This window comes from Streptomyces sp. NPDC057694 (assembly GCF_042799415.1).
Taxonomy (GTDB): domain Bacteria; phylum Actinomycetota; class Actinomycetes; order Streptomycetales; family Streptomycetaceae; genus Streptomyces.
Genome location: NZ_JBHVIX010000008.1, coordinates 158,698 through 185,447, shown reverse-complemented (window position 1 = coordinate 185,447; position 26,750 = coordinate 158,698). Strand labels below are relative to the sequence as shown.

Annotated in this window: 25 protein-coding genes and 1 tRNA gene; 20 read left to right on the top strand and 6 right to left on the bottom strand. The window is 71.0% G+C overall.

The annotated features are described in order from the left end of the window. From ACFVDP_RS20145 to ACFVDP_RS20120, 6 genes are all read left to right on the top strand, one after another. On the top strand, nucleotides 1-975 hold the full coding sequence (locus ACFVDP_RS20145) for a carbohydrate ABC transporter permease (RefSeq protein ID WP_383491255.1): 975 nt from the start codon (nucleotides 1-3) through the stop codon (nucleotides 973-975). Then, entirely contained in the window at nucleotides 972-1,850 is an 879-nt protein-coding gene (locus ACFVDP_RS20140; RefSeq protein ID WP_383491253.1) for a carbohydrate ABC transporter permease, read from the top strand. Before ACFVDP_RS20145 ends, ACFVDP_RS20140 begins: the two co-directional genes overlap by 4 nt. Continuing rightward, nucleotides 1,850-2,431 carry a hypothetical protein gene (locus ACFVDP_RS20135; protein WP_383491251.1) on the top strand — a complete coding sequence of 194 codons (582 nt, stop codon included), beginning with the start codon at nucleotides 1,850-1,852 and terminating at the stop codon, nucleotides 2,429-2,431. The genes ACFVDP_RS20140 and ACFVDP_RS20135 overlap by 1 nt, the downstream gene beginning before the upstream one ends. Before the next feature lie 81 nt (nucleotides 2,432-2,512). Beyond that, nucleotides 2,513-5,269 (top strand): Tat pathway signal sequence domain protein, encoded by a 2,757-nt coding sequence (locus ACFVDP_RS20130; RefSeq protein WP_383491249.1) that lies wholly within the window; start codon nucleotides 2,513-2,515, stop codon nucleotides 5,267-5,269. Nucleotides 5,270-5,288: 19 nt separating this feature from the next. After that, nucleotides 5,289-5,738 (top strand): SRPBCC family protein, encoded by a 450-nt coding sequence (locus ACFVDP_RS20125; protein ID WP_383491247.1) that lies wholly within the window; start codon nucleotides 5,289-5,291, stop codon nucleotides 5,736-5,738. 39 nt (nucleotides 5,739-5,777) lie between these two features. Further along, nucleotides 5,778-5,849, top strand: a tRNA-Val gene (locus ACFVDP_RS20120). A gap of 99 nt (nucleotides 5,850-5,948) precedes the next feature. On the opposite strand, the gene ACFVDP_RS20115 is transcribed toward ACFVDP_RS20120, so the two are convergent. Then, on the bottom strand, nucleotides 5,949-6,674 hold the full coding sequence (locus tag ACFVDP_RS20115; RefSeq protein WP_383491245.1) for a 3'-5' exonuclease: 726 nt from the start codon (nucleotides 6,672-6,674) through the stop codon (nucleotides 5,949-5,951). A 215-nt stretch (nucleotides 6,675-6,889) separates the two neighbouring features. Between ACFVDP_RS20115 and ACFVDP_RS20110 the strand changes: the two genes are divergently transcribed. Together ACFVDP_RS20110 and ACFVDP_RS20105 are read left to right on the top strand one after the other, a co-directional pair. Next, nucleotides 6,890-7,456, top strand: coding sequence for a DUF4365 domain-containing protein (locus ACFVDP_RS20110; RefSeq protein WP_111665701.1), 567 nt, complete (start codon nucleotides 6,890-6,892; stop codon nucleotides 7,454-7,456). A gap of 35 nt (nucleotides 7,457-7,491) precedes the next feature. Then, nucleotides 7,492-8,709: a hypothetical protein gene (locus ACFVDP_RS20105; protein WP_383491243.1), complete on the top strand. Its 1,218-nt coding sequence runs from the start codon at nucleotides 7,492-7,494 to the stop codon at nucleotides 8,707-8,709. Here the strand turns inward: ACFVDP_RS20105 and ACFVDP_RS20100 are convergent. Further along, a complete protein-coding gene (locus tag ACFVDP_RS20100) occupies nucleotides 8,706-9,236 on the bottom strand; it encodes a DinB family protein (protein WP_383491241.1) in 531 nt (176 codons plus the stop codon). The two genes, ACFVDP_RS20105 and ACFVDP_RS20100, sit on opposite strands and share 4 nt — an antisense overlap. A gap of 144 nt (nucleotides 9,237-9,380) precedes the next feature. On the opposite strand from ACFVDP_RS20100, the gene thrS reads away from it, so the two are divergent. Beyond that, on the top strand, nucleotides 9,381-11,360 hold the full coding sequence (gene thrS, locus ACFVDP_RS20095) for a threonine--tRNA ligase (RefSeq protein ID WP_383491239.1): 1,980 nt from the start codon (nucleotides 9,381-9,383) through the stop codon (nucleotides 11,358-11,360). 16 nt (nucleotides 11,361-11,376) lie between these two features. Here thrS and ACFVDP_RS20090 read toward each other — a convergent pair whose 3' ends face one another. Next, entirely contained in the window at nucleotides 11,377-12,057 is a 681-nt protein-coding gene (locus ACFVDP_RS20090; RefSeq protein ID WP_383491237.1) for a potassium channel family protein, read from the bottom strand. 67 nt (nucleotides 12,058-12,124) lie between these two features. Between ACFVDP_RS20090 and ACFVDP_RS20085 the strand changes: the two genes are divergently transcribed. Next, nucleotides 12,125-12,688, top strand: a complete 564-nt coding sequence (locus ACFVDP_RS20085) for an HIT family protein (protein WP_383491235.1) — start codon at nucleotides 12,125-12,127, stop codon at nucleotides 12,686-12,688. A gap of 48 nt (nucleotides 12,689-12,736) precedes the next feature. Here the strand turns inward: ACFVDP_RS20085 and ACFVDP_RS20080 are convergent, their stop codons facing one another. Then, entirely contained in the window at nucleotides 12,737-14,290 is a 1,554-nt protein-coding gene (locus ACFVDP_RS20080) for a PLP-dependent aminotransferase family protein (protein WP_383491233.1), read from the bottom strand. Between the two features lie 114 nt (nucleotides 14,291-14,404). Here ACFVDP_RS20080 and ACFVDP_RS20075 point away from each other — a divergent pair, with 114 nt between their 5' ends. Continuing rightward, on the top strand, nucleotides 14,405-15,118 hold the full coding sequence (locus tag ACFVDP_RS20075; RefSeq protein WP_383491231.1) for a YitT family protein: 714 nt from the start codon (nucleotides 14,405-14,407) through the stop codon (nucleotides 15,116-15,118). Here the strand turns inward: ACFVDP_RS20075 and ACFVDP_RS20070 are convergent. Then, nucleotides 15,063-16,811: a hypothetical protein gene (locus ACFVDP_RS20070; RefSeq protein WP_383491229.1), complete on the bottom strand. Its 1,749-nt coding sequence runs from the start codon at nucleotides 16,809-16,811 to the stop codon at nucleotides 15,063-15,065. The genes ACFVDP_RS20075 and ACFVDP_RS20070 overlap by 56 nt on opposite strands. 168 nt (nucleotides 16,812-16,979) lie before the next feature. After that, nucleotides 16,980-19,187, bottom strand: a complete 2,208-nt coding sequence (locus tag ACFVDP_RS20065; protein ID WP_383491227.1) for an elongation factor G-like protein EF-G2 — start codon at nucleotides 19,185-19,187, stop codon at nucleotides 16,980-16,982. 274 nt (nucleotides 19,188-19,461) lie between these two features. On the opposite strand from ACFVDP_RS20065, the gene pgsA reads away from it, so the two are divergent. From pgsA to ruvA, 9 genes are all read left to right on the top strand, one after another. Beyond that, nucleotides 19,462-20,124, top strand: coding sequence for a phosphatidylinositol phosphate synthase (pgsA, locus tag ACFVDP_RS20060; RefSeq protein ID WP_383491225.1), 663 nt, complete (start codon nucleotides 19,462-19,464; stop codon nucleotides 20,122-20,124). Further along, a complete protein-coding gene (locus ACFVDP_RS20055; protein WP_383491223.1) occupies nucleotides 20,121-21,035 on the top strand; it encodes a phosphatidylinositol mannoside acyltransferase in 915 nt (304 codons plus the stop codon). Before pgsA ends, ACFVDP_RS20055 begins: the two co-directional genes overlap by 4 nt. Further along, entirely contained in the window at nucleotides 21,032-22,195 is a 1,164-nt protein-coding gene (locus tag ACFVDP_RS20050; protein ID WP_383491221.1) for a glycosyltransferase family 4 protein, read from the top strand. Before ACFVDP_RS20055 ends, ACFVDP_RS20050 begins: the two co-directional genes overlap by 4 nt. Before the next feature lie 248 nt (nucleotides 22,196-22,443). Further along, nucleotides 22,444-22,989 carry a hypothetical protein gene (locus ACFVDP_RS20045; RefSeq protein ID WP_383491219.1) on the top strand — a complete coding sequence of 182 codons (546 nt, stop codon included), beginning with the start codon at nucleotides 22,444-22,446 and terminating at the stop codon, nucleotides 22,987-22,989. A 191-nt stretch (nucleotides 22,990-23,180) separates the two neighbouring features. Continuing rightward, complete coding sequence (gene pdxS, locus ACFVDP_RS20040; RefSeq protein WP_383491495.1) at nucleotides 23,181-24,029, top strand: pyridoxal 5'-phosphate synthase lyase subunit PdxS; 849 nt, start codon at nucleotides 23,181-23,183, stop codon at nucleotides 24,027-24,029. A gap of 6 nt (nucleotides 24,030-24,035) precedes the next feature. Further along, nucleotides 24,036-24,641 carry a pyridoxal 5'-phosphate synthase glutaminase subunit PdxT gene (gene pdxT / locus ACFVDP_RS20035; RefSeq protein ID WP_383491217.1) on the top strand — a complete coding sequence of 202 codons (606 nt, stop codon included), beginning with the start codon at nucleotides 24,036-24,038 and terminating at the stop codon, nucleotides 24,639-24,641. Nucleotides 24,642-24,715: 74 nt separating this feature from the next. After that, nucleotides 24,716-25,468 carry a YebC/PmpR family DNA-binding transcriptional regulator gene (locus tag ACFVDP_RS20030; protein ID WP_383491215.1) on the top strand — a complete coding sequence of 251 codons (753 nt, stop codon included), beginning with the start codon at nucleotides 24,716-24,718 and terminating at the stop codon, nucleotides 25,466-25,468. Between the two features lie 105 nt (nucleotides 25,469-25,573). Then, nucleotides 25,574-26,140, top strand: coding sequence for a crossover junction endodeoxyribonuclease RuvC (gene ruvC / locus ACFVDP_RS20025; protein ID WP_383491213.1), 567 nt, complete (start codon nucleotides 25,574-25,576; stop codon nucleotides 26,138-26,140). Continuing rightward, nucleotides 26,137-26,748 carry a Holliday junction branch migration protein RuvA gene (gene ruvA, locus ACFVDP_RS20020; RefSeq protein WP_383491211.1) on the top strand — a complete coding sequence of 204 codons (612 nt, stop codon included), beginning with the start codon at nucleotides 26,137-26,139 and terminating at the stop codon, nucleotides 26,746-26,748. The genes ruvC and ruvA overlap by 4 nt, the downstream gene beginning before the upstream one ends. The last annotated feature ends 2 nt before the right edge of the window (nucleotides 26,749-26,750 follow it).

The following is a 26,750-nucleotide window of genomic DNA, read 5'->3' as shown; positions in this document are numbered from 1 at the left end:
ATGACGCTCGTCAAGGAAGCGCCCGTGCGCCCGGCGAAGAAGCGGCCCGCCGCTCCGCTCGCCGGGCGGCGCGGGCGGCGCCGCGAGAACCTCGCCGGGTATCTCTTCATGTCGCCGTGGATCGCGGGGTTCGTGCTCCTCACGGCGGGGCCGATGATCGCCTCGCTGTACTACGCGTTCACCAGCTACAACCTGTTCACGCCACCGCAGTGGGTCGGCCTGGACAACTTCACCACCATGTTCCAGGACCCGCGCTGGCAGAAGTCGGTGCAGGTCACGCTGAAGTACGTGGTCGTCGCGACCCCGCTGAAACTGCTGCTCGCACTCGGGGTCGCGCTGCTGCTCGCCCAGAAGCGGCGCGGACAGGGCCTGTACCGGGCCGCCTTCTACATGCCCTCGCTGATCGGGGCGAGCGTGTCGGTCGGCTTCGTATGGCGGGCGCTCTTCTCGGACGACGCCGTCGTGGACCGTACGCAGAAGGTGTTCGGGCTCGACGTCGGCGGCTGGATCGGCAATCCGGACTACGTCATCTACGCCCTGGTCGCCCTGAGCATCTGGCAGTTCGGCGCCCCCATGGTCATCTTCCTGGCCGGGCTCAAGCAGGTGCCGCAGGAGCTGTACGAGGCGGCGGCGATGGACGGCGCCGGTCCCTTCCGCAGGTTCTGGAACATCACCCTGCCGATGATTTCGCCCGTGCTGTTCTTCAACGTCCTGCTGGAGTCGATCCACGCGTTCCAGGTGTTCGGCTCGGCCTATGTCGTCTCGGACACCCGGTGCGGACCGGCCGACGCCACGCTCGTCTACACCTGTTACCTCTACCAGAAGGGCTTCAAGGAGTCCCAGATGGGCTTCGCCTCCGCGATGGCCTGGACGCTGGTGGTCGCGGTCGCGCTGGTCACGGCGGTCCTGTTCTGGTCGCAGAAGAAGTGGGTGCACTACGGAGAAGGCGCGGAGAGCGTGGGGGCGGCCAAGTGACCAGTACCGGTATCGGCACACCCGTCGTGCACGCGGCCGCTGAGCGGCGGCGCTTCGGCTCCCTCGGCTGGCACATCGGCGCACTGCTCGTGCTCGCCGTCGTTCTCTACCCGGTGATCTGGGTCGTCGGGGCCTCGTTCAAGCCCAGCAAGACGATCATCGGCGGGCTCGATCTCTTCCCCACAGACCCGATCGTCTCGAACTTCTCCGGGCTCGCCGACGGCATCTCCGGCATCTCGATCAGCAGCTTCTTCCTGAACTCGCTGACCTACGCGGTCCTCGCCGTGGTCGGCGTCGTCCTGTCCAGCTCGCTGACCGCCTACGCCTTCGCCAAGATCCGGTTCGCCGGACGGAACCTGCTGTTCACGCTGATGATCGGCACCCTGCTGCTGCCGTACCACGTGCTGCTCATCCCGCAGTACGTGATGTTCCGCAAGCTGGAACTCATCGACACGATGGTGCCGCTCGTCGCGGGCAAGTTCCTCGCCACGGAAGCCTTCTTCGTCTTCCTGATGGTGCAGTTCATGCGCGGACTGCCCAGGGAACTCGACGAGGCCGCCAAGCTCGACGGGTGCGGGCACCTGCGGACCTACTGGTCCATCGTGCTCCCGCTGAGCCGGCCCGCCATCATCACCAGCGCCATCTTCACCTTCATCAACGCCTGGAACGACTTCATGGGGCCGCTGATCTACCTCAACAGCCCCAGCAAGTACACCGTCTCCCTCGGCCTGATGATGTTCCGCGACCAGGAGGGCATCTCGAACTACGGCGGACAGGTGGCCATGTCGCTGGTCGCCCTGATCCCCGTCGTCGCGTTCTTCGCCGCCTTCCAGCGGTACCTGATCGACGGCATGGCGACCTCGGGGCTCAAGTGATGAGCGCCGCACCGCTGGAGTCCCGGCGCCGGGCCGGGTTCGGGATCTTCGCCGAATGCCTGCTCACCGGGGTGTGGATCGCGCTCGCGTCCCTGCCCGTCGTGACCGCTCCGGCCGCCTTCGCGGCCGGGGCCCGGCACCTGCGCCGGCAGCTCACCGGGCGGAGCGGCGGATGGCGCGCGTTCGTCACCGACTTCCGCCGCGCGGTCCGGCACGGCTGGCTCGTCGGGGTCGCGGGCGTCGCCGCCTGGGCCGCCGTCTGGATCGACCTGCGCGTCGCGCGCGCCGGACTGCCCGGAGGACAGGCGGCCGCCGCCGTCGGCCTGTTCGCGCTGCTCGCGGCCGCCGTCGCGGTCCTGCGGGCCACCGCCGTGTGGACCCCGGAGTCGGCCTGGCGGCCGCTGCTCGGCGCGGCCGCGCGGCGCACCGTCCGCGGCCCCGGCGGCTCCTTCCTGCTGGTGTGCGGGATCGCGGTCACGGTCCTGTGCGCCGGGTTCGTCCCGCCGCTCGCCGTGCCGGTGCTCGGCATCCTCGCCGCCGCCGCGGTCGCCGTGGAGGAGCGCGGCCGGACCACCCGCTGACGCCCTCGCCTTCTCCGGATTCCCCTTCTTCGAACTCCCTTCTCGTACAGCACGTTTGGCATGCACGGAAAGGAATCAACGATGTCCCCCGTCTCTCCCGGGTTCCCCCGCAGATCCCTCCTCAAGGCCGCCGCGGTCGCCGGCGCCGCCGCCCAGTTCAGCTGGGCCCTCGGCAGCAGGCGGGCGCAGGCCGCGCCGGCCGCCGGGACCGCCGAGGCCGGGCCCGTCACGCTCGGCTGGCTGGAGGACGGCGGGCTCGGCGCCGCCCCCGGCTCCACCGTCGGCGTGCCGTGGCCGAAGGGTGCGTACGACAAGGGGCAGGAGTTCGCCCTCACCGACGCCGACGGCAAGCAGGTGCCCGTCCAGACCTGGCCGCTGGCGCAGTGGCCGGACGGCTCGCTGAAGTGGACCGCGCACGCGGTGGGCCCCGGCGCCGGCGACGGCAAGCTCACCCTGGCCGCCGGGCAGGCCGCGGCGCCCGACAAGAAGGTCGGTGTCTCGACGAAGGGCGGGGTCGTCACCGTCGACACGGGCGTCGTCGTGACGAAGCTCGGCCGGAGCGGATCGAGCCTGGTCAAGACCGTCACCCGCGGCTCCACCGAGATCGCCAGGGACGGGCGGCTCGTGCTGCTGCGCCAGGGCGAGATCGAGGACGGCGACCAGGGGGCCGCCAAGTACGAGCGGTTCGAGTCCGTCATCGAGGAGACCACCGTCGAGCAGGACGGCCCGGTCCGCGCCGTCGTCAGGATCGACGGCAAGCACCGCAAGGGCAGGCGGAGCTGGCTGCCGTTCTCCGTCCGGTTCTACTTCTACGCGGGCGCCGAGTCCTTCCGCATGGTGCACACCATCACGTACGACGGCACGCAGGAACCCGGCAAGGCGTCGGGCGACTTCATCCGCGGGCTCGGTGTCCGCTTCACCGTGCCGATGCGCGACGCGGCGTACGACCGGCACATCCGCATCGGCGGCGAGGACACCGGCATGATCCGGGAGGCCGTCAAGGGCATCACCGGACTGCGCCGCGACCCCGGCGCGGCCGTGCAGGCCGCGCAGTTCGCGGGCGAGAAGCTGCCCGACCCCTCGACGTGGGACCAGCGCGTCACGACCCGGCTCCAGTACATCCCCGAGTGGGGCGACTACACCCTGTCCCAGCTGTCGGCGGACGGGTTCACCCTGCGCAAGCGGACGAAGAAGGGGCACGGCTGGATCGGGGCCGGCGGCGGGCACCGGGCCGGCGGATTCGGTTACGTCGGCGGGCCCAGCGGCGGATTCTCCTTCGGCCTGCGCGACTTCTGGGAGAAGCATCCGGCCGGGCTCGACATCCGCGACGCGCAGACCGACGAGGCCGAGGTGACCCTGTGGCTCTGGTCGCCCGAGGCACAGCCGATGGACCTGCGCTTCTACCACGACGGCATGGACCAGGACACGTACGCGGAACAGCTCGAAGGCCTCAACATCACCTACGAGGACTACGAGCCCGGGTTCGGCACGCCGTACGGCATCGCCCGCACCAGCGAGCTGCTGTTCTGGGCGAACGACGCGACCCCGGCGCCGGAGGCGCTCGCCCGGCAGGTCGAGGCCGTCCGCACCCCGCCCCAGCTCACCGCGCCTCCCAAGCAGCTCATCGAGGCAGGAGTGTTCGGCCCGGGCCTGTACGCCGAGCCGGACCGCTCCACGCCCGCCAAGGCCAAGATCGAGGACCATCTCGACTTCCTCTTCACCTACTACAAGGATCAGGTGGAGATGCGGCGCTGGTACGGCTTCTGGGACTACGGCGACGTCATGCACTCCTACGACCCGGTCCGCCACCAGTGGCGCTACGACGTCGGAGGCTACGCGTGGGACAACTCCGAACTGTCGCCCGACATCTGGCTCTGGCTCGCCTATCTGCGCTCCGGCCGCGCCGACATCTTCCGCTTCGCCGAGGCCATGACCCGGCACACCGGCGAGGTCGACGTCTACCACCTCGGCAAATGGGCCGGACTCGGCACCCGGCACGGCGTGCAGCACTACGCGGACTCCGCGAAGCAGCAGCGCATCGCCAACACCACGTACCGCCGCTACTACTACTTCCTCACGGGCGACGAGCGCGTCGGCGACCTGATGCACGCCAACGTCGACTCCGACGAGACCTTCCTGGTGCTCGACCCGAACCGCAAGGTCCGCACGGACACCGACTACGTGCCCGACCGCAACGCCCTGTCGATCGGCTTCGGCACCGACTGGAGCGGACTCGTCTCGGCGTGGCTCACCGAATGGGAGCGGCGCGGACCGAAGTGGGAGAAGGCACGCGACCGCGTCCTGTCCACCATGGAGACGATCGCCGCGCAGCCCAACGGGTTCGTGCAGGGCAGCGGGCTCTACGACCTCGACACCGGCAGGTTCGCCATCGCCGACAAGGCGGTCGTCGGCGTCTCGCACCTGTCCGCGGTCTTCGGTCTCAACGAACTGTGCGCCGAACTCATCGACATCGTCGACATGCCGAAGTTCGAGGAGGCGTACTACGACTACTGCCGCTACTTCAACGCTTCGAAGACGGAGCAGGCGGCCCGCTACGGCTCCAACTTCGGCACGCTGCTGCTCTTCCAGGGACATTCGCGGCTCGACGCGTACGCCGCGGTGCGCACCGGTGACGCGAAACTCGCGGCGCGCGCGTGGGAGAAGTTCTACAAGAGCGACGGGTACACCGAAGCCTCGCCGTGGAAGACGGAGAAGGTCGACGGGCCCGTGACACTGGTGGCCGGCAGCGAGGCGAACTGGGTCTACACCAACGACACGGCCCTCTACGGGCTCGCCGCCATCGAGAACCTCGCCCTGCTCGGGGACGAAATGCCCTGATCCGGGGCAGACTCGGCTGATGGACTGGAACCGTTACCGCTTTCGCAGTGTCTGGCTCCTCCCCGCGCCGCCGGCCGCCGTGTACGCGGTCCTGGAGAAGGCCGAGGAGTATCCGGCGTGGTGGCCGCAGGTGCGGTCGGTGACGCCGCTGGACGACACCAGCGGCGTCGCCGTCTTCCGGTCGTTCCTGCCGTACGAGCTGACGGTCGTGGCCCGCGAGCGGCGCCACGACCCGGCCGGCGGGGTCCTGGAGATCGCGATGAGCGGGGACCTCGACGGCTGGGCGAGATGGACGCTGCGGGCGCGCCCCTTCGGCGGCACACGGGCCGTCTACGAGCAGGAGGTGGAGGTGCGCAGACCCCTGATGCGACGCTTCGCGGTACCCGGGCGGCCGGTCTTCCTCGCCAATCACGCGTGGATGATGCGCGGCGGCCGGCGGGGACTTGCCGCCCTTCTGCGACCGGTTTGAACACAGGGCGCCGTGCCCTGTATTGTTCAACGCGTTCCCGGGCGATTAGCTCAGTGGGAGAGCGCTTCGTTCACACCGAAGAGGTCACTGGTTCGAACCCAGTATCGCCCACCCGGAGAATGACCGGTCCGCCGATTCGGCGGGCCGGTTTTTCGTTGTCCGCGGGCATGGCTGTGCCGAGGAAACCGCCCGACGGGAGAGCGAAGAGGATCAGGCCGCGGCCGGAAGTTCCGGCCGCAGCGGCCACGCGGGGTCCACCGCCTCCGGGGTGCCGGAGCGGGCGAACCAGGCTTGCAGGCCACGTGCCTGGGCCGCGTGCCAGACGGCCTGGAGCGTGTGGAGTTCGGCGGGGGAGAGGCGTTCGAGGCGGGTCGCGAACCGGCGGCCCACCGCGCGGACCACGTCGAGCGCCGCCTGCGCGTCGGCCGCCGCGTCGTGCGCCGCCGCCAGCTCGACCTCGTAGTGCGCGCACAGATCCGTCAGTGTGCGCCGGCCCTTGCGGTAGCGGTCCAGGTGCTTGTCCAGGACCCGCGGATCGAGCACGCAGAGCGGCCGGTTCTCCAGGTACTGGACGAGGGACGAGGCCCGATGACGCTTCAACTCCCTGTCCAGCAGCGTCAGATCGAAGGGGGCGTTCATCACGACGAGCGGGCGTCCGGCCGCCGCCTGCTCGGCGAGGGCCCGGCCCATCTCCTCCATCACGGGCGCCGGCCAGCGGCCGTTGCGCTGCAGATGCCCGTCCGTCAGGCCGTGTATCTCCGTCGCGCCGGGCGGCACCGGCACCCCCGGATTGACCAGCCACCGGGACACCCGCGGACGCGAGCCCGCGACGTCCTGCACCACGAGCGCCGCCGACACGATGCGGTCGCTCTCCACGTCCACACCCGTGGTCTCCGTGTCGAAGGCCGCCAGGGGGCCTTCGTACCAGCACGTCATGTGCCATCAACTCCTTCTTCACGTACGGCAGATGACGTCGCGTCGACGTATGGTCCCCTGCCCGTTTCGGTGATACCCGGGCCGTTTGCGTCGTACGCCGAGCGGTGACAACACAGATACGAGTCATGGCAGTTCAGCGGGGTGTCATTGACTCGGGCTTGATCAAACTCTTGATCTCAGCGGGGATTCACCTTTCCGAAAGGCCAGTTGGAACCATGGCGCTCGCGCAGCCCGAACAGGGCGGGCTGCTGCCCGAGCGGTTCGCACCGTCGCGCGGCACACTCGCCACCACCGCCTGCATGGAGACCCTCCAGGTGGGCTATCTGCACGCCGTGGCCGCGGCCGCCGGGTGCTCGCTCTCGCAGCCCTTTCCCGACAACGGCATCGACTGGCACGTCAGCCACAGCGCCCCCGGGCACACGGTCGACGACGAAGTCACCATCAAAGTGCAGCTCAAGGCGACGTATCAGGTCGCGCCGAACCCACCGGGTCCGTCCTTCTCCTTCACGCTCGACAATCCGCACCTGGAGAAGCTCGCCAGGACCCCGGTCTCGGTGCACAAGATCCTCGTCGTGATGCTCGTGCCGCGCTCCCAGGACGACTGGCTGCGCGCCAGCCACGACCGGCTCGACCTGCGGCACTGCTGTTACTGGACCAACCTCGCCGGACACCCGGTCACCGGCCGGCGCAGGACCACCGTCCGTATCCCGACCGCGCGGATCTTCGACGACCGCGCGCTGTGCGAGATCATGACCCGGGTCGGTACGGGCGGGCGGCCCTGACCGGGCAACTGTGCCTGGTAAGAAGGGAGTTCGAGATGCAGCACCGCCCGATCGGCGATCCCGCGCGTCCGTTCAGCGTGGCCCGCGCCCACCCCGTGGAGCTGGTCGGGCCCGAGCCCGGGCAGGTCGACCCCGCCGTGCTCAGCGCCCTGCTCGACCGGCACGGCTGGGAGCGGCGCGGCGGCGCGGCCGGGCGCTACGCCCGCTGGACGCTGCCCGGCCCCGGCGCCCGGACGAGCCTGCTCGTGCCCGAGAGCCGGGCCTTCCCCGACGCCGACGAACTGCTCGGCGAGGCGCTCGTCGCACTGGAGCGCAGCGGGACGCCCGCCGCCCGCGAGGTGCTGGTCTCGCTCGCCGTGCCGAGCGACGAGATCCGCTGGTGGCGTGATGTACCGGCCGGTCCCGCGGGCGCCTCCTCCTGGGTCGTCGAGGAGCAACTGCGCTCCGCCGCCCGGCGGATGCTGCTCGCCGGGGCGCTCGCCGCCCGCAGCCGCGCCGGGTACTACGGCGCGCGGCACCGCAGGCCCGCCGCCGCGGCCCTGGAGCAGGTGCTCGTCCAGGCGGCGCCCGGCGGCCGCCGCCTCACCGCGTTCGTGCCGGTCGCCGCGGGACGCGCGCTCGCCGTCCGGCTGCACCAGGCGCTGTACGCGGTGCGCGAGGCCGTCGACTACCGGCGGGCCACGGGCGGCATGGACGCCTTCGACGCCGCCGTCGGCGCCGGGGTGAGCCATGAGCTGACCGAGGCGCTGGTCGCGCTGGTGCGGGGCACCGAGGGCGCCCGGGTCGGCGTCGCGTGGGCGCCCGCCGCCGGGGTGCCCGAGGAGTGCACGGACGGCGACGACCCCGTCGAGTTCTCACCCGGCGACCTGGATGTGCTGCGGGCGGCGGGCGCCCGGTACCTGCACGCCGAACCCGCCGTCTCCGTCCGCCTCACCGGCACCGTCGTACGCCTGGCCAGGAGCGGGCCGCGCGGCGAGGGGACGGTGCGGCTGCGCGTCATCGCGGGCGCCGAGGTGCCGCACGTGCGGATGACGCTGGACGAGGAGGCGTACCGGATCGCGGGCCACGCGCACCTGGTCGGCCTGCCGGTCCGGGTGCACGGCCGCCTGGAGAGCCGCGGCGGCTTCCGCCGTCTGACCGGCGCGAGCGGCGTGGTGCCCGTCCAGGTCGACGAGGCCGAGCGGGACCGGCTGATGAAGTCGCTCCAGGAGAACCTGGACTTCTTCGAGGAGGCCTGCGCGGGCGACGACTAGCCGAACTTGTGGAGGTACAGGTCCCTGAGCAGGGCGATCTCCGCGCCGTGGTGCAGCATCTCGCGGTTGATGTGCAGGACGAGGCCCGCCATCGGTGCCTGCGCGTACGGCCCCTCCTCGCCGCACGGACGTTCGAGGGCCGCCGCGTCGAGGCCGCGCACCCCGGCGAGCCAGCGCTCGACCTCCGCGTCGAGCCGGTCGAGCGCCTCGGCGGCCGTCGCCGGATACGCGTACGTCGCGTAGTCCACGGCAGGGCCGCCGAAGTGCCAGGCGCTGCGCATGGCGAGCACGCCGACCAGGATGTGGTTGAGGCGCCAGGCGATCGTCGTCACGGGTGCCGGGTCCGGCGCGGGATACGCCCAGTCGATGGTGAGGCGGCCGTCGGGCCCCGGGCGCACGGTCCAGCAGTCCGCCACCGGCTGCCAGAAGTACTCGTCGTCGGAGAGGCCCGCCAGCCGTTCGCGCAGCTGATGCCGCCAGTGCCAGTCGAGCTGGTCGGCGAGGAGCGTGTTCCAGGGGAGAGCCATGTCACTCACGCTAGGCGCGGGCGCGCGGAGGTGCCCGTCGGCCGGTTAACCGTTTCGCGAGCGCCCCCGGTGACTCGGTACGATCGCTTCTGCGCGCGTCACAGGTAATGGCGCGGCGTTCCATCTTCAGGTAGGAGAAGACCGGTGTCTGACGTCCGTGTGATCATCCAACGCGATTCCGAGCGGGAAGAGCGCGTGGTGACTACGGGCACTACGGCCGCCGAGCTCTTCACCGGTGAGCGCAGCATCGTCGCGGCCCGCATCGGCGGCGAGCTGAAGGACCTGGCGTACGCCGTGCAGGACGGTGAGGAGATCGAGCCCGTCGAGATCTCCTCCGAGGACGGCCTCAACATCCTGCGCCACTCCACCGCGCACGTCATGGCGCAGGCCGTCCAGGAGCTGTTCCCGGACGCCAAGCTCGGCATCGGCCCGCCCATCAAGGACGGCTTCTACTACGACTTCGACGTCAAGGAGCCGTTCACCCCCGAGGACCTCAAGCGCGTCGAGAAGAAGATGCAGGAGATCCAGAAGCGGGGCCAGAAGTTCTCCCGCCGGGTCACCACCGACGACGCCGCCCGGGTCGAGCTGGCCGACGAGCCCTACAAGCTGGAGCTCATCGGCCTCAAGGGCAACGCGGCGCAGGCCGCCGACGGCGCGGACGCCGAGGTGGGCGGCGGCGAGCTGACCATCTACGACAACCTCGACGCCAAGACCGGCGACCTGTGCTGGAAGGACCTGTGCCGCGGCCCGCACCTGCCGTCGACCCGGGTCATCCCCGCCTTCAAGCTGATGCGCTCGGCCGCCGCCTACTGGCGCGGCAGCGAGAAGAACCCGCAGCTCCAGCGCATCTACGGCACCGCGTGGCCGACCAAGGACGAGCTCAAGGGCTACCTCGACTTCCTCGCCGAGGCCGAGAAGCGCGACCACCGCAAGCTGGGCGCCGAGCTGGACCTCTTCTCCTTCCCGGAGGAGCTGGGCCCGGGCCTCGCGGTGTTCCACCCCAAGGGCGGCGTGATCCGCAAGGTCATGGAGGACTACTCGCGGCGCCGCCACGAGGTCTCCGGCTACGAGTTCGTGAACACCCCGCACATCTCGAAGGAAGGCCTCTTCCACACCTCGGGCCACCTGCCGCACTACGCCGAGGGCATGTTCCCGGCGATCGAGTTCGACGAGCAGAACTACCGCCTCAAGGCGATGAACTGCCCGATGCACAACCTGATCTTCAAGTCCCGCGGGCGTTCCTACCGTGAACTGCCGCTGCGGCTCTTCGAGTTCGGCACCGTGTACCGCTACGAGAAGTCGGGCGTCGTGCACGGCCTGACCCGCTCGCGCGGCTTCACCCAGGACGACTCGCACATCTACTGCACCAAGGAGCAGATGGGCGAGGAGCTCGACAAGCTGCTCACCTTCGTCCTGGACCTGCTGCGCGACTACGGCCTGACCGAGTTCGAGCTGGAGCTGTCCACCCGCGACGACTCCGACAAGTTCATCGGCTCGGACGAGGACTGGGCGGAGGCCACCGAGGCGCTGCGCGTGGCCGCCGAGAAGCAGGGTCTTCCGCTCGTCGCCGACCCGGGCGGCGCCGCGTACTACGGCCCGAAGATCTCGGTGCAGGTCAAGGACGCCATCGGCCGCTCCTGGCAGATGTCGACCCTCCAGGTGGACTTCAACCAGCCCAAGCGGTTCGGCCTGGAGTACACCGCGGCGGACGGCTCGCGTCAGCAGCCCGTCATGCTGCACCGCGCCCTGTTCGGTTCGATCGAGCGGTTCTTCGGCGTGCTCCTGGAGCACTACGCGGGCGCGTTCCCGGCGTGGCTGGCCCCGGTCCAGGCCGTCGGCATCCCGATCGGCGACGGGCACGTGGAGTACCTCCAGCAGTTCGCCGAGAAGGCCCGTGCCCAGGGTCTGCGCGTCGAGGTCGACGCGTCCTCGGACCGGATGCAGAAGAAGATCCGCAACCAGCAGAAGGCCAAGGTGCCCTTCATGGTCATCGCGGGCGACGAGGACATGAGCGCCGGCTCGGTGTCCTTCCGCTACCGCGACGGCTCGCAGGAGAACGGCATCCCGGTCGACGAGGCCATCGCCAAGATCGCGAAGGTCGTCGAGGAGCGCGCGCAGGTCTGATGCGGGGCTGACACGCTCAGTCCTTGCTGTCGGAGGCCCCCGGGGAGTTCCCCGGGGGCCTCTCGCCCTCCCGGGCGAAGACCTGGAGCAGCCACGACGAGAACGTGCCGGTGACCGCGCCCAGCAGGGCCAGACCGCAGGCCATCACGCCCACCGCGATGAGCCGGCCGAGCGGGGTCACCGGCGCCAGATCGCCGTAGCCCACGGTCGACAGCGTCGTGCACGTGAACCACACCGAGTCGCCGTACGTGACGATGTCCGCCCCCGGGGCCGTGTGCTCCTGCTGGTACAGGGCGAGCGAGCCCGCGAAGCCGAGCAGGGTCACCGAGACACCCGCGTACGCGATCACCCGGGCGTGCAGGGCGAGCCGCGGCCGGTCGTGGTGCGCCTGCACCGTCTCGTACGTCTGCACGATCCGCACCGGCCGCAGCAGCGGCAGCACCAGCACCACCGTGTCCAGCCAGTGCTTGCGCACGAAGCGCGGCCAGCGCTGTCCGCTGAGCCGCCGGCGCACCACGTAGTCCAGGGCGAAGACGGCCCAGGACGCGAAGGTCACGGCCAGACACAGGTCCCGCACGGCGGCGGGCAGGTCGTGGCCCAGGACCCTGACCGCGTAACTGGCGAGGTACAGCAGGGAGGCCACGGCGAGCACGGCGCCGTTGTACCGCTCCCAGCGGGCGAGGGGGCTGTCCGTCATCCGCACAGCATCGCGTGCGCCCGCCCGGTATCCCACCCGGCGACACGCTGTCCCGAGGTCACGCCATATGCTGCACTTCATGACGAGTGAGCCGGAGCAGCAGGTCGGTCCAGTGGGTGAACCGGACGGATTCGGGCGTCTGTGGACCCCGCACCGCATCGCCTACATCCAGGGCGAGGGCAAACCGACGGGCCCTGGAGCCGACGACGGCTGTCCCTTCTGCGCCGCTCCCGGCAAGACCGACGAGGACGCGCTGATCGTGGCGCGCGGCGAGCACGTCTTCGCGATCCTCAACCTGTACCCGTACAACGGCGGGCACATGATGGTGCTGCCTTATCGACATGTCGCCGACTACACCGACCTCGACGACGCCGAGACCGCCGAGCTGGCCGTCTTCACCAAGCACGCGATGACCGCGCTGCGGGCCGCGTCCGGGGCGCACGGGTTCAACATCGGCATGAACCAGGGCGCGGTCGCCGGTGCCGGTATCGCCGCGCACCTGCACCAGCACATCGTCCCGCGCTGGGGCGGCGACACGAACTTCATGCCGGTCGTCGGCCACACCAAGGTGCTGCCGCAGATGCTCGCCGACACCCGGACCGCGCTCGCCAAGGCGTGGCCGGGCGCCTGATCCTGCACTTGCCGACGGGCGGACCCCGGGTCCGCCCGTTCGCCTGCCCTACGCGATCCAGTGCGGCCGGTGCGCGGCGGCGGCCGTGCCGGGCTCCCCGGCCAGCGCGCGGGCCATCCGCTGCACCGCCTCGGTGAGCGTGTCCGGCGGCAGGGTGAACGGGATGCGCAGCCGGTTCTCGAACAGGCCCGGGTCCGTGCCGAAGTAACCACCGCCCTCGATCCGCACCCCGTGCGCGAGCGCGCGTTCGGCCAGCACGGAGGAGACCGGCGCGCCCAGGTCGACCCAGAGCGAGAGGCCGCCGGGCGGGGTGTGCCACGACCACTGGGGCGTGTGCCGGCGCAGCGCCCCGACGAGCGCGGCACGGTTGTCGCGCAGGCGGTCGAGGTGGGCGGACAGCAGATCGTCCGCCCTGGTCAGCAGGGCGAGCGCCAGCAGCTGGTCCACGACCGAGCCGCCCATGTCGGTCGCCACCCGCTGCGCCGCGAGCTCGGTCACCAGCCGGGCCGGGGCACGCAGCCAGCCGATGCGCAGGCCCGCCCAGTGCGTCTTGCTCAGGGATCCGGCCGTGATGACCTTGCCCGCCGCCTCGGCCGTGCCGTGCGCCGCGAACGGCGGCGGGGCGGGTGCGTCGAGCGCCAGCTCCGCGAGGGTCTCGTCGACGATCAGCCAGGTCCCGGAGCGGTGCGCGGCGGACAGCACCCGGGCCCGCTCGGCGGACGGCATCACGCGGCCCGTGGGGTTGTGGAAGTCCGGGATCAGATAGCCGAGGCGGGGCACGGAGCGGCGCAGCGTCGACTCGACGATCTCGATGTCCCAGCCGCCGGTGCCGGTGTCGGTGCCATCGCCGTTGCCGGAGCCGTCGGGAGCGGTGTCCGTCACGGGGACGGACACCGTGCGCAGACCGGCGCGGCGCAGCGCCTCCAGGGCGTTCGGATAGGACGGGTTCTCCACCATGACCCGGTCCCCGGCCCTGGCCAGCAGGCCCAGGACGAGCGACAGCCCGTGCTGGGCGCCCGAGGTCACCAGGATCTGCTCGGGGGTCGTGGCGAGCCCGCGCGCCGTGAACCGGTCGGCGATCACCGCTCTCAACTCCGGGAGCCCGTACGGGTGGTAGCCGAGGCTGCCGGCGTGCCCGGCGGCCTGCGGGGCGATCTCGGCGAGGGTGTCGGCGAGGATCTGCCCGGGCAGCGCGGCGGCGGCCCTCGCGAGGTCGATCGCGGTGTCCTCGGGGCGCAGCAGCCGGCTGACGCCCTTGGCGGCGCGGCCCGCGGGCAGGGCGGTCCAGGTGCCGGAGCCCTGCCGGCTGTGCGCGTACCCGTTCTCGCGCAGCAGGTCGTACAGGGCCGTGACCGTGGTCCGGCTGGTGCCGAGCGCGGTCGCCAGCTCCCGTTCGGCGGGCAGCCGCACATGCAGCGCGAGCCGCCCGTCGAGGATCAACTCGCCGATGGCGTGCGCCAGATGACGGTACGCGGGCCTGGCCGCCGCCGGGTCGGGCAGCAGCGCGGCGAGCCGACGGGCCCCGACGGTGCGGGGCGTCCGGTCGTGGGGCGCCCGGTCGTGGGGTCCGGCGGCTTCGGGGAGCTCGGAGGCGGGAACCACACCATTCTCCTGTGATTGGCCCTGTAAGTCGGTCCAATCAATGTACAGAGTGACGGCATTGGCCCTGAAGCCGCCCTGTCGCGGCGCGCATCCTGTCTTGTCTCCGGAGTCCTGATGTCTTTGTCGTACGTACCGCTGCGCGAACGGCCCGCCCGCCGGCTGCCGCAGCTCGTCGCCGGCCTGTTCCTCTACGGGTTCAGCGTCGCGCTCATGATCCGCTCGGGCCTGGGCCTCGCCCCGTGGAGCGTCCTCAACGAAGGGCTCGCCCACCACATCCCGCTCAGCTTCGGCACGCTCACCAACCTGATCGGTGCGGCCGTGCTGCTGCTGTGGATCCCGCTGCGCCAGCGGCCCACCCTGGGCACCTTCGCCAACATCCTCACCGTGGGCTGGTCCTGCGACCTGGGGCTGTGGCTGCTGCCCGACGGCCTCGCGCTCCCGGCCCGCGTCGCGCTGCTCGCGGCCGGCATCCTCCTCAATGGGCTCTCGATCGCCGTCTACGTCGGCGCCCGCTGCGGGCCGGGACCGCGCGACGGCCTGATGACCGGCCTCACCGCGGCGACGGGCCGCAGCGTGCGCACCGTCCGCACCGCCATCGAGATCGTGGTCCTCGCCGCCGGCTGGCTGCTCGGCGGGGGAGTGGGCATCGGCACGGTGTTGTACGCGGTGTCGGTGGGGCCGGTGGCGCAGTACTGGATGCCCCGGTTCACGTACCGCGACGGGCGCGATCAGGGGCCTGATCGCGCCGCCACTGCCACTGCCACTGTCGGCGCTACGCGTCGTACACGTCGGCCTTGCGCGGAGACGGGTCCTGGACCTGGCCGCTGAGGAAGCCCGAGCGGGTGCCGAACTTCTCGGTGTCCACGCCGTGTTCCTCGAGGACCCGGATGGCCGCGGAGTGGACCACGCGCAGCACCGGGGTCGCGGTGCGCAGCGCGTCGTCCGCCATGAAGCGGTGCCGCCAGGGCTGGTCGGCCCAGGCGTGCCGCAGACCGAACGGCTCGGGCAGCACCAGCTTGCCGCCCAGGAAGTCCAGGAGCGGCGGGTAGTACGAGAAGGGGGCGCGGACGGCGATACGGACGGCGTCCTCCGTCTCGATCAGCGGGAGCGTCCTGTCCGTGGTCTCCCAGAACCGTATCGACTTGGAGACCGTCTTCGTCTTCGCCTCGGGCTTCGACGTGAACAGGGAGTGCACCGGGCCCAGCGCGTGCCCGGTCACCTCGATGCGCAGCGTCTCGTGCAGCACCGTCACCGTGATCAGCATCGTGATCACCAACTGGCCGTCCCAGAGCGTGAACTGGACGCCCAGGTAGTGACGGTCGCCGCTGCCGAACTGCTGCTCGTTGCAGATCCGCTGTATCTCGTGCTGCTTGATCTGGAACGCGTCGACGTCCTCGCCCGAGGGGCGGGCCACCGCGCTCGCGTTCTCCCCGATCGGGGTGACGATCCAGTGCTTTATCGACGGGGTCGGGAAGCCGCCGGTGTGCAGCGGGCCGCGCTCGAGCAGTCGCAGCTGGTCGTGGATCACGCGGATGACGTCCCAGCTGCGGAACGGGTGGATCTCCTTGCCCGCCTCGCGCGGCACCAGATCCTCGGCGAGCTGCCAGCTGCCCCAGCGGGTGCCCATGCCCAGGATGCCCTTGGGGCCGGCGTAGAAGACCGCGTTCGACTGCTGCTCCGCGGTCAGTTTGGCCAGGCTCTGGCGCAGCTGCTCGGCGGCGGTCTCGCCGGGACTGCCGGGCACCGCCTCCGGGATCTTCGCGCCGATGCCACCGCCGGAGAGCAGCGCGTCCCACCGGTCTCGCAGATCCTGCGCGGTGCGCTCGCAGACCCGCCGCGCCCAGAACGCGCCGATCACGGGCATGACGAAGCAAGCCCGCAGGTACCAGGCCCAGAAACCGCCGAAGGGCAGCTTGATCAGCAGGATCACGATGCCCACGCCGACGACGGCCATGATCGTCGTGGCGATCGCCGACCGGCCGTGCGCCGCGCGCTCGTGCTTCTTCGCCTCGCGCTGCGCCGCCGCGCCCTTGTCCGCGGCCTCCTTGACCTCCTTCTCCGCCAGCGCCACCCGCGCGTTGCTCCGCTGGCGGATCTGGAACGCGACCAGCCAGATCAGGAAACCCGGCAGGAACAGGAAGCCGAAGACCACGGTGATGATCGTGAGCAGCCGGTCGCGCTCACGCCGGATGTTGTTCGCCGCCAGACAGTGCTCGACGACGACCTGGGGCTCCGTGCCGAACGACTGGATGAGGGGCTTGCGGCCGCCGCCCAGCATCCGCAGCTGCACCGCGCGCGAGAACGCCTCGCCGAGATTGGGCGTGAACAGCGACGATCTGCCGCTCTTCATCTCGGACTTGTGCCAGTCGTTGTTGGCTTCCTCGATCTTGACCGCCGGGTCGTCCCGGTACGCGGCCGAGGCGATGGCGAACGTCGCCGCGGTCTGTCCCGCGGAACCCTGCAGCGGGACCTGGGCCCCGGGCCTGAAATCGAATGCGTCGTCCGCCACTGCCGCCCCCATCGCCGCATGTCGTCGCTGCTGCGGCTCTTCCCGACTTCCCTGCCCCGCACACCTGTTGATCGGTTCATCGGCTTGATGATGTTGATCGTCGACCAGCGTAACGGCCCCCACCGACATCCGTCCCTCCAAGCGGGATGTCGGTGGTCGTGGGGACCGGCCGTCCCTCGACTACGCCGTGTCCTGGGCCTGTTCGCGGATCCTGTCGCCGAGCTGCGGCGGCATCGGCTCGTGCCGTGCGTACCGGCGGCTGAAACGTGCCGTGCCGTGCGACAGGGAACGCAGATCGACCGCGTACCGGCCGATCTCGATCTCCGGCACCTCGGCCCGTACGAGAGTGCGGCCGCCCGGCGCCTGTTCGGTGCCGACGACGCGGCCGCGCCGCCCCGACAGATCGCTCATCACGGCCCCCACGTAGTCGTCGCCGACCAGGACCTGGACCTCGGCCACCGGCTCCAGGAGGTGGATCCGGGTGTCGGAGGCCGCCTCCCGCAGCGCGAGCGCGCCCGCCGTCTGGAACGCCGCGTCCGAGGAGTCCACCGAGTGCGCCTTGCCGTCGAGCAGCGTCACCCGCACGTCGATCAGCGGGTATCCGGCGGCGACCCCCTTCACGGCCTGTGCGCGCACGCCCTTCTCCACGGACGGGATGAACTGCCGGGGCACCGCCCCGCCGACGACCTTGTCCACGAACTGGATGCCCGAGCCGCCGGGCAGCGGTTCCACCTCGATCTCGCAGATCGCGTACTGCCCGTGCCCGCCGGACTGCTTCACATGGCGGCCGCGCCCCGCCGACCTGCCGGCGAACGTCTCCCGCAGGGAGACCTTGTGCGCGACGACGTCGACCTGGACGCCGTACCGGCTGCGCAGCCGCTCCAGCGCGACGTCCGCGTGCGCCTCGCCCAGACACCACAGCACCACCTGATGGGTGTCCTGGTTCTGTTCGAGCCGCATCGTCGGGTCTTCCGCGACGAGCCGCGACAGGCCCTGCGACAGCTTGTCCTCGTCGGCCTTGCTGTGCGCCTGGATCGCCAGCGGCAGCAGCGGGTCCGGCATGTCCCACGGCGCCATCAGCAGCGGGTCGTCCTTCGCGGAGAGGGTGTCGCCGGTCTCCGCCCGGTTCAGCTTCGCCACGCAGGCGAGATCGCCGGCGATGCAGTGCGTCAGCGTGCGCTGCTGCTTGCCGAACGGCGCGGACAGGGCCCCGATCCGCTCGTCCACATCGTGATCCTCGTGACCGCGGTCGGCGAGCCCGTGCCCCGACACGTGCACCGTCTCGTCCGGGCGCAGGGTGCCGGAGAAGACCCGTACGAGAGAGACCCGGCCGACATAGGGGTCGGACGCGGTCTTCACGACCTCCGCCACCAGCGGTCCTTCCGGATCGCAGGACGAGATCGCGCGGGCCGCCCCGCCGGGCGTCGCCACGGCCGGCGCCACCCGCTCCAGCGGACTCGGGAAGCCGCCCGTGATCAGTTCCAGCAGCTCGACCGTCCCGATGCCCTGCCGACCGCCCTCGGCGGCCGGGGCGGCGGCGAGGACCGGGTGGAAGACACCGTGCGCCACGGCCCGCTCCAGATCCTCGACGAGCGTCTTGACGTCGACGTCCTCGCCGCCCAGATAGCGGTCCATGAGGGTCTCGTCCTCGCTCTCCGCGATGATCCCCTCGATGAGCCGGTTGCGGGCCTCCTCGATCCGCGGCAGCTGCCCCGAGTCGGGCTCGGACTCCTTGCGTTCCCCCGACGCGTAGTCGTAGAGACGCTGGGAGAGCAGCCCGATCAGGCCCGTCACGGGCGCGTGTCCGTCCGGGCCCTGCTCGCCGTGGAGCGGCAGGTACAGGGGGAGTACGGCGTCGGGGTCGTCGCCGCCGAAGCAAGCGGCGCAGCTGCGGGTCACGTCCTCGAAGTCGGCCCGCGCCGCCTCCAGGTGGGTGACCACGATGGCCCGCGGCATACCGACCGCCGCGCACTCCTCCCACACCATCCGGGTGGCCCCGGCCATGGTCTCGGGCCCGTCCGACGCCGAGACGACGAAAAGGGCCGCGTCCGCGGCCCGCAGACCGGCCCTCAGCTCCCCGACGAAATCCGCGTAGCCGGGGGTGTCCAGCAGATTGATCTTGAAGCCGCCCCACTCCACCGGGACGAGCGAGAGCTGGACCGAGCGCTGCTGGCGGTGCTCGATCTCGTCGTAGTCGGACAGGCACGTGCCGTCCTCGACCCGGCCCGCCCGGTTCACCGCCCCCGCGGTCAGTGCGAGCGCCTCCACCAGGGTCGTCTTGCCCGATCCGCTGTGGCCGACCAGCACCACATTCCGTACGGACGCGGGATGGTCGGCCGTCGTCGCCCTGCCGGCGGCGCCGGGGTGTCCGTTCGCCTTGTCGCCCATGTGTCCTTGCCTCCCGGTTCGCTTTCACGGTGAGGTGGCCCTTGTCGGGACGCCGTGGTCACGGCAGGCGGACACGCGAACCCGCGTGTGTGGGAGGCGGCTTCGGCGACGCCCGCGGTGTCTTCGAGCTTTCCACTCCGGTCACGGTGCGTCCATACGTCGTACGAGATCGCACGCGCGCGTGGTGGCCCGGCGGCCGTATCCGGGCGCGCGTGACTACGATGGGCCAGCCGGTGGCCAGAGGGGTCGCGCGGCACCGACCCTCGGGAAGGCCATGCTGAACAAGTACGCGCGTGCATTTTTCACGCGTGTCCTCACACCGTTCGCCGCGTTTCTCATCCGTCGCGGGGTGAGCCCGGACACGGTCACACTCCTCGGCACGGCCGGAGTGATGGCGGGAGCGCTGGTCTTCTTCCCGCGCGGGGAATTCTTCTGGGGCACCGTCGTCATCACGCTGTTCGTCTTCTCGGACCTCGTGGACGGCAACATGGCGCGCCAGCTCGGCCGCTCCAGCCGCTGGGGCGCCTTCCTGGACTCCACGCTCGACCGCGTCGCCGACAGCGCCATCTTCGGCGGCCTCGCGCTCTGGTACGCGGGCAGCGGTGACGACAACACGCTGTGCGCGGTGTCGATCTTCTGTCTCGCCAGCGGCCAGGTCGTCTCGTACACGAAGGCACGTGGAGAATCGATCGGCCTGCCGGTCGCCGTCAACGGCCTGGTCGAGCGCGCCGAGCGGCTCGTCATCACACTCGTCGCGGCGGGCTTCGCCGGTCTGCACAAGTTCGGCGTGCCCGGCATTCAGTACCTGCTGCCCGTCGCGCTGTGGATCGTCGCGGCCGGCAGCCTCGTCACGCTGATCCAGCGCGTGGTGACGGTGCGCCGGGAGTCCGCCGAGGCCGAGGCGGCCGCTTCGGCCCAGGAGGAGGCCGCCTCGTGAGCGGCGCGCAGGAACGGATCACCGACGCGCTGTACGGACTCGGCTGGGCCGGGGTCAAGAAGCTGCCCGAGCCGGTCGCCGGCCGCCTGGGACGGACCATCGCGGACGCCGTCTGGAAGAAGCGCGGCAAGGGCGTGCTCCGCCTGGAGGCGAATCTCGCCCGGGTGGTGCCCGACGCGACCCCCGAGCACCTGGCGCGGCTGTCCAAGGCGGGCATGCGTTCGTACCTGCGCTACTGGATGGAGTCCTTCCGGCTTCCCACCTGGAGCAAGGAACGGATCAGGAACGGCTTCACGCCCGAGGACGTCCATCACCTCGTCGACGGTCTCGCCGCCGGCAAGGGCGTCGTCCTCGCCCTGCCCCACATGGGCAACTACGACCTGGCGGGCGCTTGGGTCACCACCAAGCTGGAGACCCCCTTCACGACGGTCGCCGAACGGCTCAAGCCGGAGACCCTGTACGACCGGTTCGTCGCCTACCGCGAGGGCCTCGGCATGGAAGTGCTGCCGCACACCGGCGGCGCCGCCTTCGGGACGCTGGCACGCCGGCTGCGGGCGGGCGGTCTCGTCTGTCTGGTCGCCGACCGCGACCTGTCGACGTCCGGCGTCGAGGTGAAGTTCTTCGGCGAGCCGACCCGGATGCCGGCCGGCCCCGCCATGCTCGCCCAGCAGACCGGCGCGCTGCTGCTGCCGGTCACCCTCTGGTACGACGACTCGGCCATAATGCGCGGTCGCGTCCACCCGCCCATCGACGTACCGGAGACAGGTACCCGCGCCGAGAAGACGTCTGTCATGACGCAGGCGCTGGCCGATGCCTTCGCCACGGGGATCGCCGACCATCCGGAGGACTGGCACATGTTGCAGCGCTTGTGGCTGGCGGACCTCGACACCTTCGAGGAGCGGCCGGCGTGAGGATCGGAATCGTCTGCCCGTACTCCTGGGACGTGCCGGGCGGCGTCCAGTTCCACATCCGCGATCTGGCGGAGCACCTCATCGCCCTGGGACACGAGGTCTCCGTCCTCGCCCCGGCGGACGACGAGACCCCCCTGCCGCCGTACGTCGTCTCGGCCGGCCGTGCCGTGCCCGTCCCGTACAACGGCTCGGTCGCGCGCCTCAACTTCGGTTTCCTGAGCGCCGCGCGGGTACGCCGCTGGCTGCACGACGGCACCTTCGACGTGATCCACATCCACGAGCCGGCGTCACCGTCGCTCGGGCTGCTCACCTGCTGGGCGGCGCAGGGCCCGATCGTCGCCACGTTCCACACCTCGAACCCCCGCTCGCGGGCCATGATCGCGGCGTACCCGATCCTGCAGCCCGCGCTGGAGAAGATCAGCGCGCGCATCGCCGTGAGCGAGTACGCCCGGCGCACCCTCGTCGAGCACCTCGGCGGCGACGCGGTCGTCATCCCCAACGGCGTCGACGTGGACTTCTTCGCGCGGGCCGAGCCGAAGCCCGAGTGGCAGGGCGACACCCTCGGCTTCATCGGCCGGATCGACGAGCCCCGCAAGGGCCTGCCGGTCCTGATGAAGGCCCTGCCGAAGATCCTCGCCGAACGCCCCGCGACGCGGCTGCTTGTCGCGGGCCGCGGCGACGAGGAGGAGGCCGTCGCCTCGCTGCCCGCGGAGATGCGCGAGCGCGTGGAGTTCCTCGGCATGGTCAGCGACGAGGACAAGGCACGGCTGCTCGCCAGCGTCGACGTGTACGTCGCCCCCAACACCGGCGGCGAGTCCTTCGGCATCATCCTGGTCGAGGCCATGTCGGCGGGCGCCCCCGTGCTCGCCTCCGACCTGGACGCTTTCGCCCAGGTCCTCGACCAGGGCGCGGCCGGCGAACTCTTCACCAACGAGGACGCCGACACTCTGGCCGTGGCGGCCCTCAAACTGCTCGGCGACCCGAACCGCCGCACGGAACTGCGCGAACGCGGCAGCAAGCACGTGCGCCGCTTCGACTGGTCGACGGTCGGCGCCGACATCCTGTCCGTCTACGAGACGGTGACCCAGGGCGCGGCAGCGGTGGCGGAGGACGAACGAACCGGCCGCTTCAGGTCCCGCTTCGGCCTGGCACGCGACTAACAACCACCGCCCCTGGGTCGGGCGAAGCCCGCTCTCAGGGGCGCGGGGAACTGCGCGAGCAACCACGACGAGACCGGCACCCGACAGCCGCCATGGGTCGGGCGCAGCCCGCTTGAAGGGGCGCGGGGAACTGCGCGATCAGCCACGGCGAGAGCGGCAAGCGACAACGCACCGCCACACGGCGGACGCCCCGCACGGAACCCCCGCCCGCGCAGCGATCACCCGCACCGACGGTAGCCTTGCCGCCCGTGACCGCCACCCTGATCTGGATCGCCGTAGCCCTCTTCGCGATCGGGCTCTATCTGAGCTGGACCGCGGGCCGCCTCGACCGCCTGCACGCCCGTATCGACGCGGCCCGCGCCGCCCTCGACGCCCAACTCCTGCGCCGCGCCTCCGTCGCCCAGGAACTGGCCACGTCCGGCGTGCTCGACCCGGCCGCGTCGATCGTCCTGTACGAGGCGGCGCACGCTGCCCGGCAGGCCGAGGAGGAGCAGCGCGAGGTCGCCGAGAGCGAACTCAGCCAGGCGCTCAGGGCGGTGTTCAGCGAGCCCGACCAGGTCGAGGTCGTCCGGGAGGCACCCGGCGGCGAGGAGGCCGCGGAGGAGCTGGCCCAGGCCGTGCGCCGGGTCCCCATGGCCCGCCGCTTCCACAACGACGCCGTCCGCGCGGCCCGCGCCCTGCGCCGCCACCGCACGGTCCGCTGGTTCCGGCTCGCGGGGCACGCCCCGTTCCCGATGGCGTTCGAGATGGACGACGAGGCGCCGGTGGCGCTCGCCGACCGCGCCACCACCTGACCGTCCTGCCGATCGCAGGCAGAAGGAGCCACCGGCTCCTCATTGGCCCTTGTAGTGGCCTGGTCCGCAGGGGTTTCCTCGGTACAGAAGCAAGCCCTCTTCACAGAGTTCACCGAGTGAGGTCACCCGTGTCCGTCAGCACCCAGTCCCACGAGTCCACCGCCACCGGCACCGCCCGCGTCAAGCGCGGCATGGCCGAGCAGCTCAAGGGCGGCGTGATCATGGACGTCGTCAACGCCGAGCAGGCGAAGATCGCCGAGGACGCCGGCGCCGTCGCCGTCATGGCCCTGGAGCGGGTCCCGGCCGACATCCGCAAGGACGGCGGCGTGGCCCGGATGTCCGACCCGAACATGATCGAGGAGATCATCGAGGCGGTCTCGATCCCGGTCATGGCCAAGTCGCGGATCGGCCACTTCGTCGAGGCCCAGGTCCTGCAGTCGCTCGGCGTCGACTACATCGACGAGTCCGAGGTGCTCACCCCGGCCGACGAGGTCAACCACAGCGACAAGTTCGCCTTCACGACCCCCTTCGTCTGTGGCGCCACCAACCTGGGCGAGGCCCTGCGGCGCATCGCCGAGGGCGCGGCCATGATCCGCTCCAAGGGCGAGGCCGGCACGGGCAACGTCGTCGAGGCCGTCCGCCACCTGCGCCAGATCAAGAACGAGATCGCCCGCCTGCGCGGCTTCGACAACAACGAGCTGTACGCCGCCGCCAAGGACCTGCGCGCCCCCTACGAGCTGGTCAAGGAGGTCTCCGAGCTGGGCAAGCTGCCGGTGGTCCTCTTCTCCGCCGGCGGTGTCGCGACCCCGGCCGACGCGGCGCTCATGCGCCAGCTCGGCGCCGAGGGCGTCTTCGTCGGCTCCGGCATCTTCAAGTCGGGCGACCCGGCCAAGCGCGCCGCCGCCATCGTGAAGGCCACCACCTTCTTCGACGACCCGAAGATCATCGCGGACGCGTCCCGCAACCTGGGCGAGGCCATGGTCGGCATCAACTGCGACACCCTCCCCGAGGCCGAGCGCTACGCGAACCGGGGCTGGTAAGCACCCATGAGCACCCCCGTCATCGGCGTCCTGGCACTCCAGGGCGACGTACGGGAGCACCTCATCGCCCTGGGCACGGCGGACGCCGTGGCCAGGCCGGTGCGGCGCCCCGAAGAACTGGCCGAGGTCGACGGTCTCGTCGTCCCCGGCGGCGAATCGACCACCATCTCCAAGCTGGCCCGCCTCTTCGGCCTCATGGAGCCGCTCCGCGCGCGCGTGCGCGCCGGAATGCCGGTCTACGGGACGTGCGCCGGCATGATCCTGCTCGCCGACAAGATCCTCGACCCGCGCTCGGGCCAGGAGACCGTCGGCGGCATCGACATGATCGTGCGCCGCAACGCCTTCGGGCGGCAGAACGAGTCCTTCGAAGCGGCCGTGGACGTCCGCGGCATCGAGGGCGATCCTGTGGAGGGCGTCTTCATCCGCGCCCCGTGGGTCGAGTCCGTGGGAGCCGCGGTGGAGGTCCTCGCCGAGCACGACGGTCACATCGTCGCCGTCCGTCAGGGCAACGCCCTCGCGACCTCGTTCCACCCGGAGCTGACGGGCGACCACCGGCTCCACGGCCTGTTCGTGGACATGGTGCGTGACAAGGGCGCGGCGGGATCCTTGTAGGATCTGCGGGGTCCCCCCGCGCTGCTGCCCGGGGACTTCGTTCATGAGGTTGGTTACGCGAAGGAGACAGGCAGATGTCCGGCCACTCTAAATGGGCTACGACGAAGCACAAGAAGGCCGTGATCGACGCCAAGCGCGGCAAGCTCTTCGCGAAGATGATCAAGAACATCGAGGTCGCGGCCCGCACGGGCGGCGCCGACGTGTCCGGTAACCCGACACTGTTCGACGCCATCCAGAAGGCGAAGAAGAGTTCGGTCCCGAACAAGAACATCGACTCCGCGGTCAAGCGTGGTGCCGGTCTCGAAGCCGGCGGCGCCGACTACGAGACCATCATGTACGAGGGCTACGGTCCCAACGGTGTCGCGGTGCTCATCGAGTGCCTCACCGACAACCGCAACCGCGCCGCCTCCGACGTGCGCGTCGCCATGACCCGCAACGGCGGCAACATGGCGGACCCGGGCTCCGTCTCGTACCTGTTCAACCGCAAGGGCGTCGTGGTCGTCCCCAAGGGCGAGCTGTCCGAGGACGACGTCCTGGGCGCGGTGCTCGACGCCGGCGCCGAAGAGGTCAACGACCTGGGCGAGTCCTTCGAGGTGCTCTCCGAGGCCACCGACCTGGTCGCGGTCCGCACCGCGCTCCAGGAGGCCGGCATCGACTACGACTCGGCCGACGCCAACTTCGTGCCGACCATGCAGGTCGAGCTGGACGAGGACGGCGCGCGCAAGATCTTCAAGCTGATCGACGCCCTCGAGGACAGCGACGACGTGCAGAACGTCTTCGCCAACTTCGACGTCTCCGACGAGGTCATGGAGAAGGTCGACGCCTGACGTGACATCAGCGGCGGGCCGACGGGACACACCCTGTCGGCCCGCCGCTTTGTCGGTGTCACCCGATAGCCTGCACAAACAGGCGATCGAAATGGGGGGCAAGGCGTGCGCGTACTGGGCGTGGACCCGGGACTGACCCGGTGCGGTGTCGGCGTGGTCGAGGGGATCGCGGGCCGGCCCCTGACCATGCGCGGCGTCGGCGTCGTTCGGACCCCGCCGGACGCCGATCTGGGCCACCGCCTCGTCGGCATCGAGCAGGGCATCGAGCAGTGGCTCGACGAGCACGAGCCCGAAGTCCTCGCCGTGGAGCGGGTGTTCAGCCAGCACAACGTCCGTACGGTGATGGGCACCGCCCAGGCCAGCGCCGTCGCCATGCTGTGCGCCTCGCGCCGCGGCATCCCCGTCGTTCTGCACACGCCCAGCGAGGTCAAGGCCGCCGTCACCGGCAGCGGCCGGGCCGACAAGGCGCAGGTGGGCGCCATGGTGACCCGGCTGCTGCGGCTCGACGCCCCGCCCAAACCGGCCGACGCGGCGGACGCGCTCGCCCTCGCCATCTGCCACATCTGGCGCGCCCCGGCGCAGAACAGACTCCAGCAAGCCGTGGCCCTGCACACGGCCCACGCAGCCAGAGCAGCCCAAGCAGCCCAAGCACAGAAAGGCCGTACCGCATGATCGCCTTCGTCAGCGGCCCCGTCGCCGCACTCGCCCCCGACGCCGCGGTCGTGGAGGTCGGAGGCATCGGCATGGCGCTCCAGTGCACGCCGAACACGCTGTCCACGCTCCGCATCGGCCAGCAGGCCAAGCTCGCCACCTCGCTCGTCGTGCGCGAGGACTCGCTGACGCTGTACGGCTTCGCGGACGACGACGAGAAGCAGACCTTCGAGCTGCTGCAGACCGCGAGCGGGGTGGGCCCGCGCCTGGCCCAGGCCATGCTCGCCGTGCACAGCCCCGACGCCCTGCGCCGCGCCGTCGCCACCGGCGACGAGAAGGCCCTCACCGCCGTCCCCGGCATCGGCAAGAAGGGTGCCCAGAAGCTCCTCCTGGAGTACAAGGACCGCCTCGGCGAGCCGCTGGGCACCGGCGGCCCGGCGATCGGCACCTCCGTGACCAGCGGCTGGCGCGACCAGTTGCACGCGGCCCTGATCGGCCTCGGCTACGCGAGCCGTGAGGCCGACGAGGCGGTCGCCGCCGTCACCCCGCAGGCCGAGGCCGCGGAGGGCACCCCGCAGGTGGGCCAGCTCCTGAAGGCGGCCCTGCAGACGCTGAACCGCACCCGCTGACC

Coding starts and splice junctions, on each gene's coding strand:
- ACFVDP_RS20145 (WP_383491255.1), top strand. CDS start 1: ATGACGCTCGTCAAGGAAGCGCCCGTGCGCCCGGCGAAGAAGCGGCCC.
- ACFVDP_RS20135 (WP_383491251.1), top strand. CDS start 1,850: ATGAGCGCCGCACCGCTGGAGTCCCGGCGCCGGGCCGGGTTCGGGATC.
- ACFVDP_RS20130 (WP_383491249.1), top strand. CDS start 2,513: ATGTCCCCCGTCTCTCCCGGGTTCCCCCGCAGATCCCTCCTCAAGGCC.
- ACFVDP_RS20125 (WP_383491247.1), top strand. CDS start 5,289: ATGGACTGGAACCGTTACCGCTTTCGCAGTGTCTGGCTCCTCCCCGCG.
- ACFVDP_RS20115 (WP_383491245.1), bottom strand. CDS start 6,674: ATGACGTGCTGGTACGAAGGCCCCCTGGCGGCCTTCGACACGGAGACC.
- ACFVDP_RS20110 (WP_111665701.1), top strand. CDS start 6,890: ATGGCGCTCGCGCAGCCCGAACAGGGCGGGCTGCTGCCCGAGCGGTTC.
- ACFVDP_RS20105 (WP_383491243.1), top strand. CDS start 7,492: ATGCAGCACCGCCCGATCGGCGATCCCGCGCGTCCGTTCAGCGTGGCC.
- ACFVDP_RS20100 (WP_383491241.1), bottom strand. CDS start 9,236: ATGGCTCTCCCCTGGAACACGCTCCTCGCCGACCAGCTCGACTGGCAC.
- ACFVDP_RS20090 (WP_383491237.1), bottom strand. CDS start 12,057: ATGACGGACAGCCCCCTCGCCCGCTGGGAGCGGTACAACGGCGCCGTG.
- ACFVDP_RS20085 (WP_383491235.1), top strand. CDS start 12,125: ATGCTGCACTTCATGACGAGTGAGCCGGAGCAGCAGGTCGGTCCAGTG.
- ACFVDP_RS20075 (WP_383491231.1), top strand. CDS start 14,405: ATGTCTTTGTCGTACGTACCGCTGCGCGAACGGCCCGCCCGCCGGCTG.
- ACFVDP_RS20070 (WP_383491229.1), bottom strand. CDS start 16,811: ATGGGGGCGGCAGTGGCGGACGACGCATTCGATTTCAGGCCCGGGGCC.
- ACFVDP_RS20065 (WP_383491227.1), bottom strand. CDS start 19,187: ATGGGCGACAAGGCGAACGGACACCCCGGCGCCGCCGGCAGGGCGACG.
- pgsA (WP_383491225.1), top strand. CDS start 19,462: ATGCTGAACAAGTACGCGCGTGCATTTTTCACGCGTGTCCTCACACCG.
- pdxS (WP_383491495.1), top strand. CDS start 23,181: ATGGCCGAGCAGCTCAAGGGCGGCGTGATCATGGACGTCGTCAACGCC.
- pdxT (WP_383491217.1), top strand. CDS start 24,036: ATGAGCACCCCCGTCATCGGCGTCCTGGCACTCCAGGGCGACGTACGG.
- ACFVDP_RS20030 (WP_383491215.1), top strand. CDS start 24,716: ATGTCCGGCCACTCTAAATGGGCTACGACGAAGCACAAGAAGGCCGTG.
- ruvA (WP_383491211.1), top strand. CDS start 26,137: ATGATCGCCTTCGTCAGCGGCCCCGTCGCCGCACTCGCCCCCGACGCC.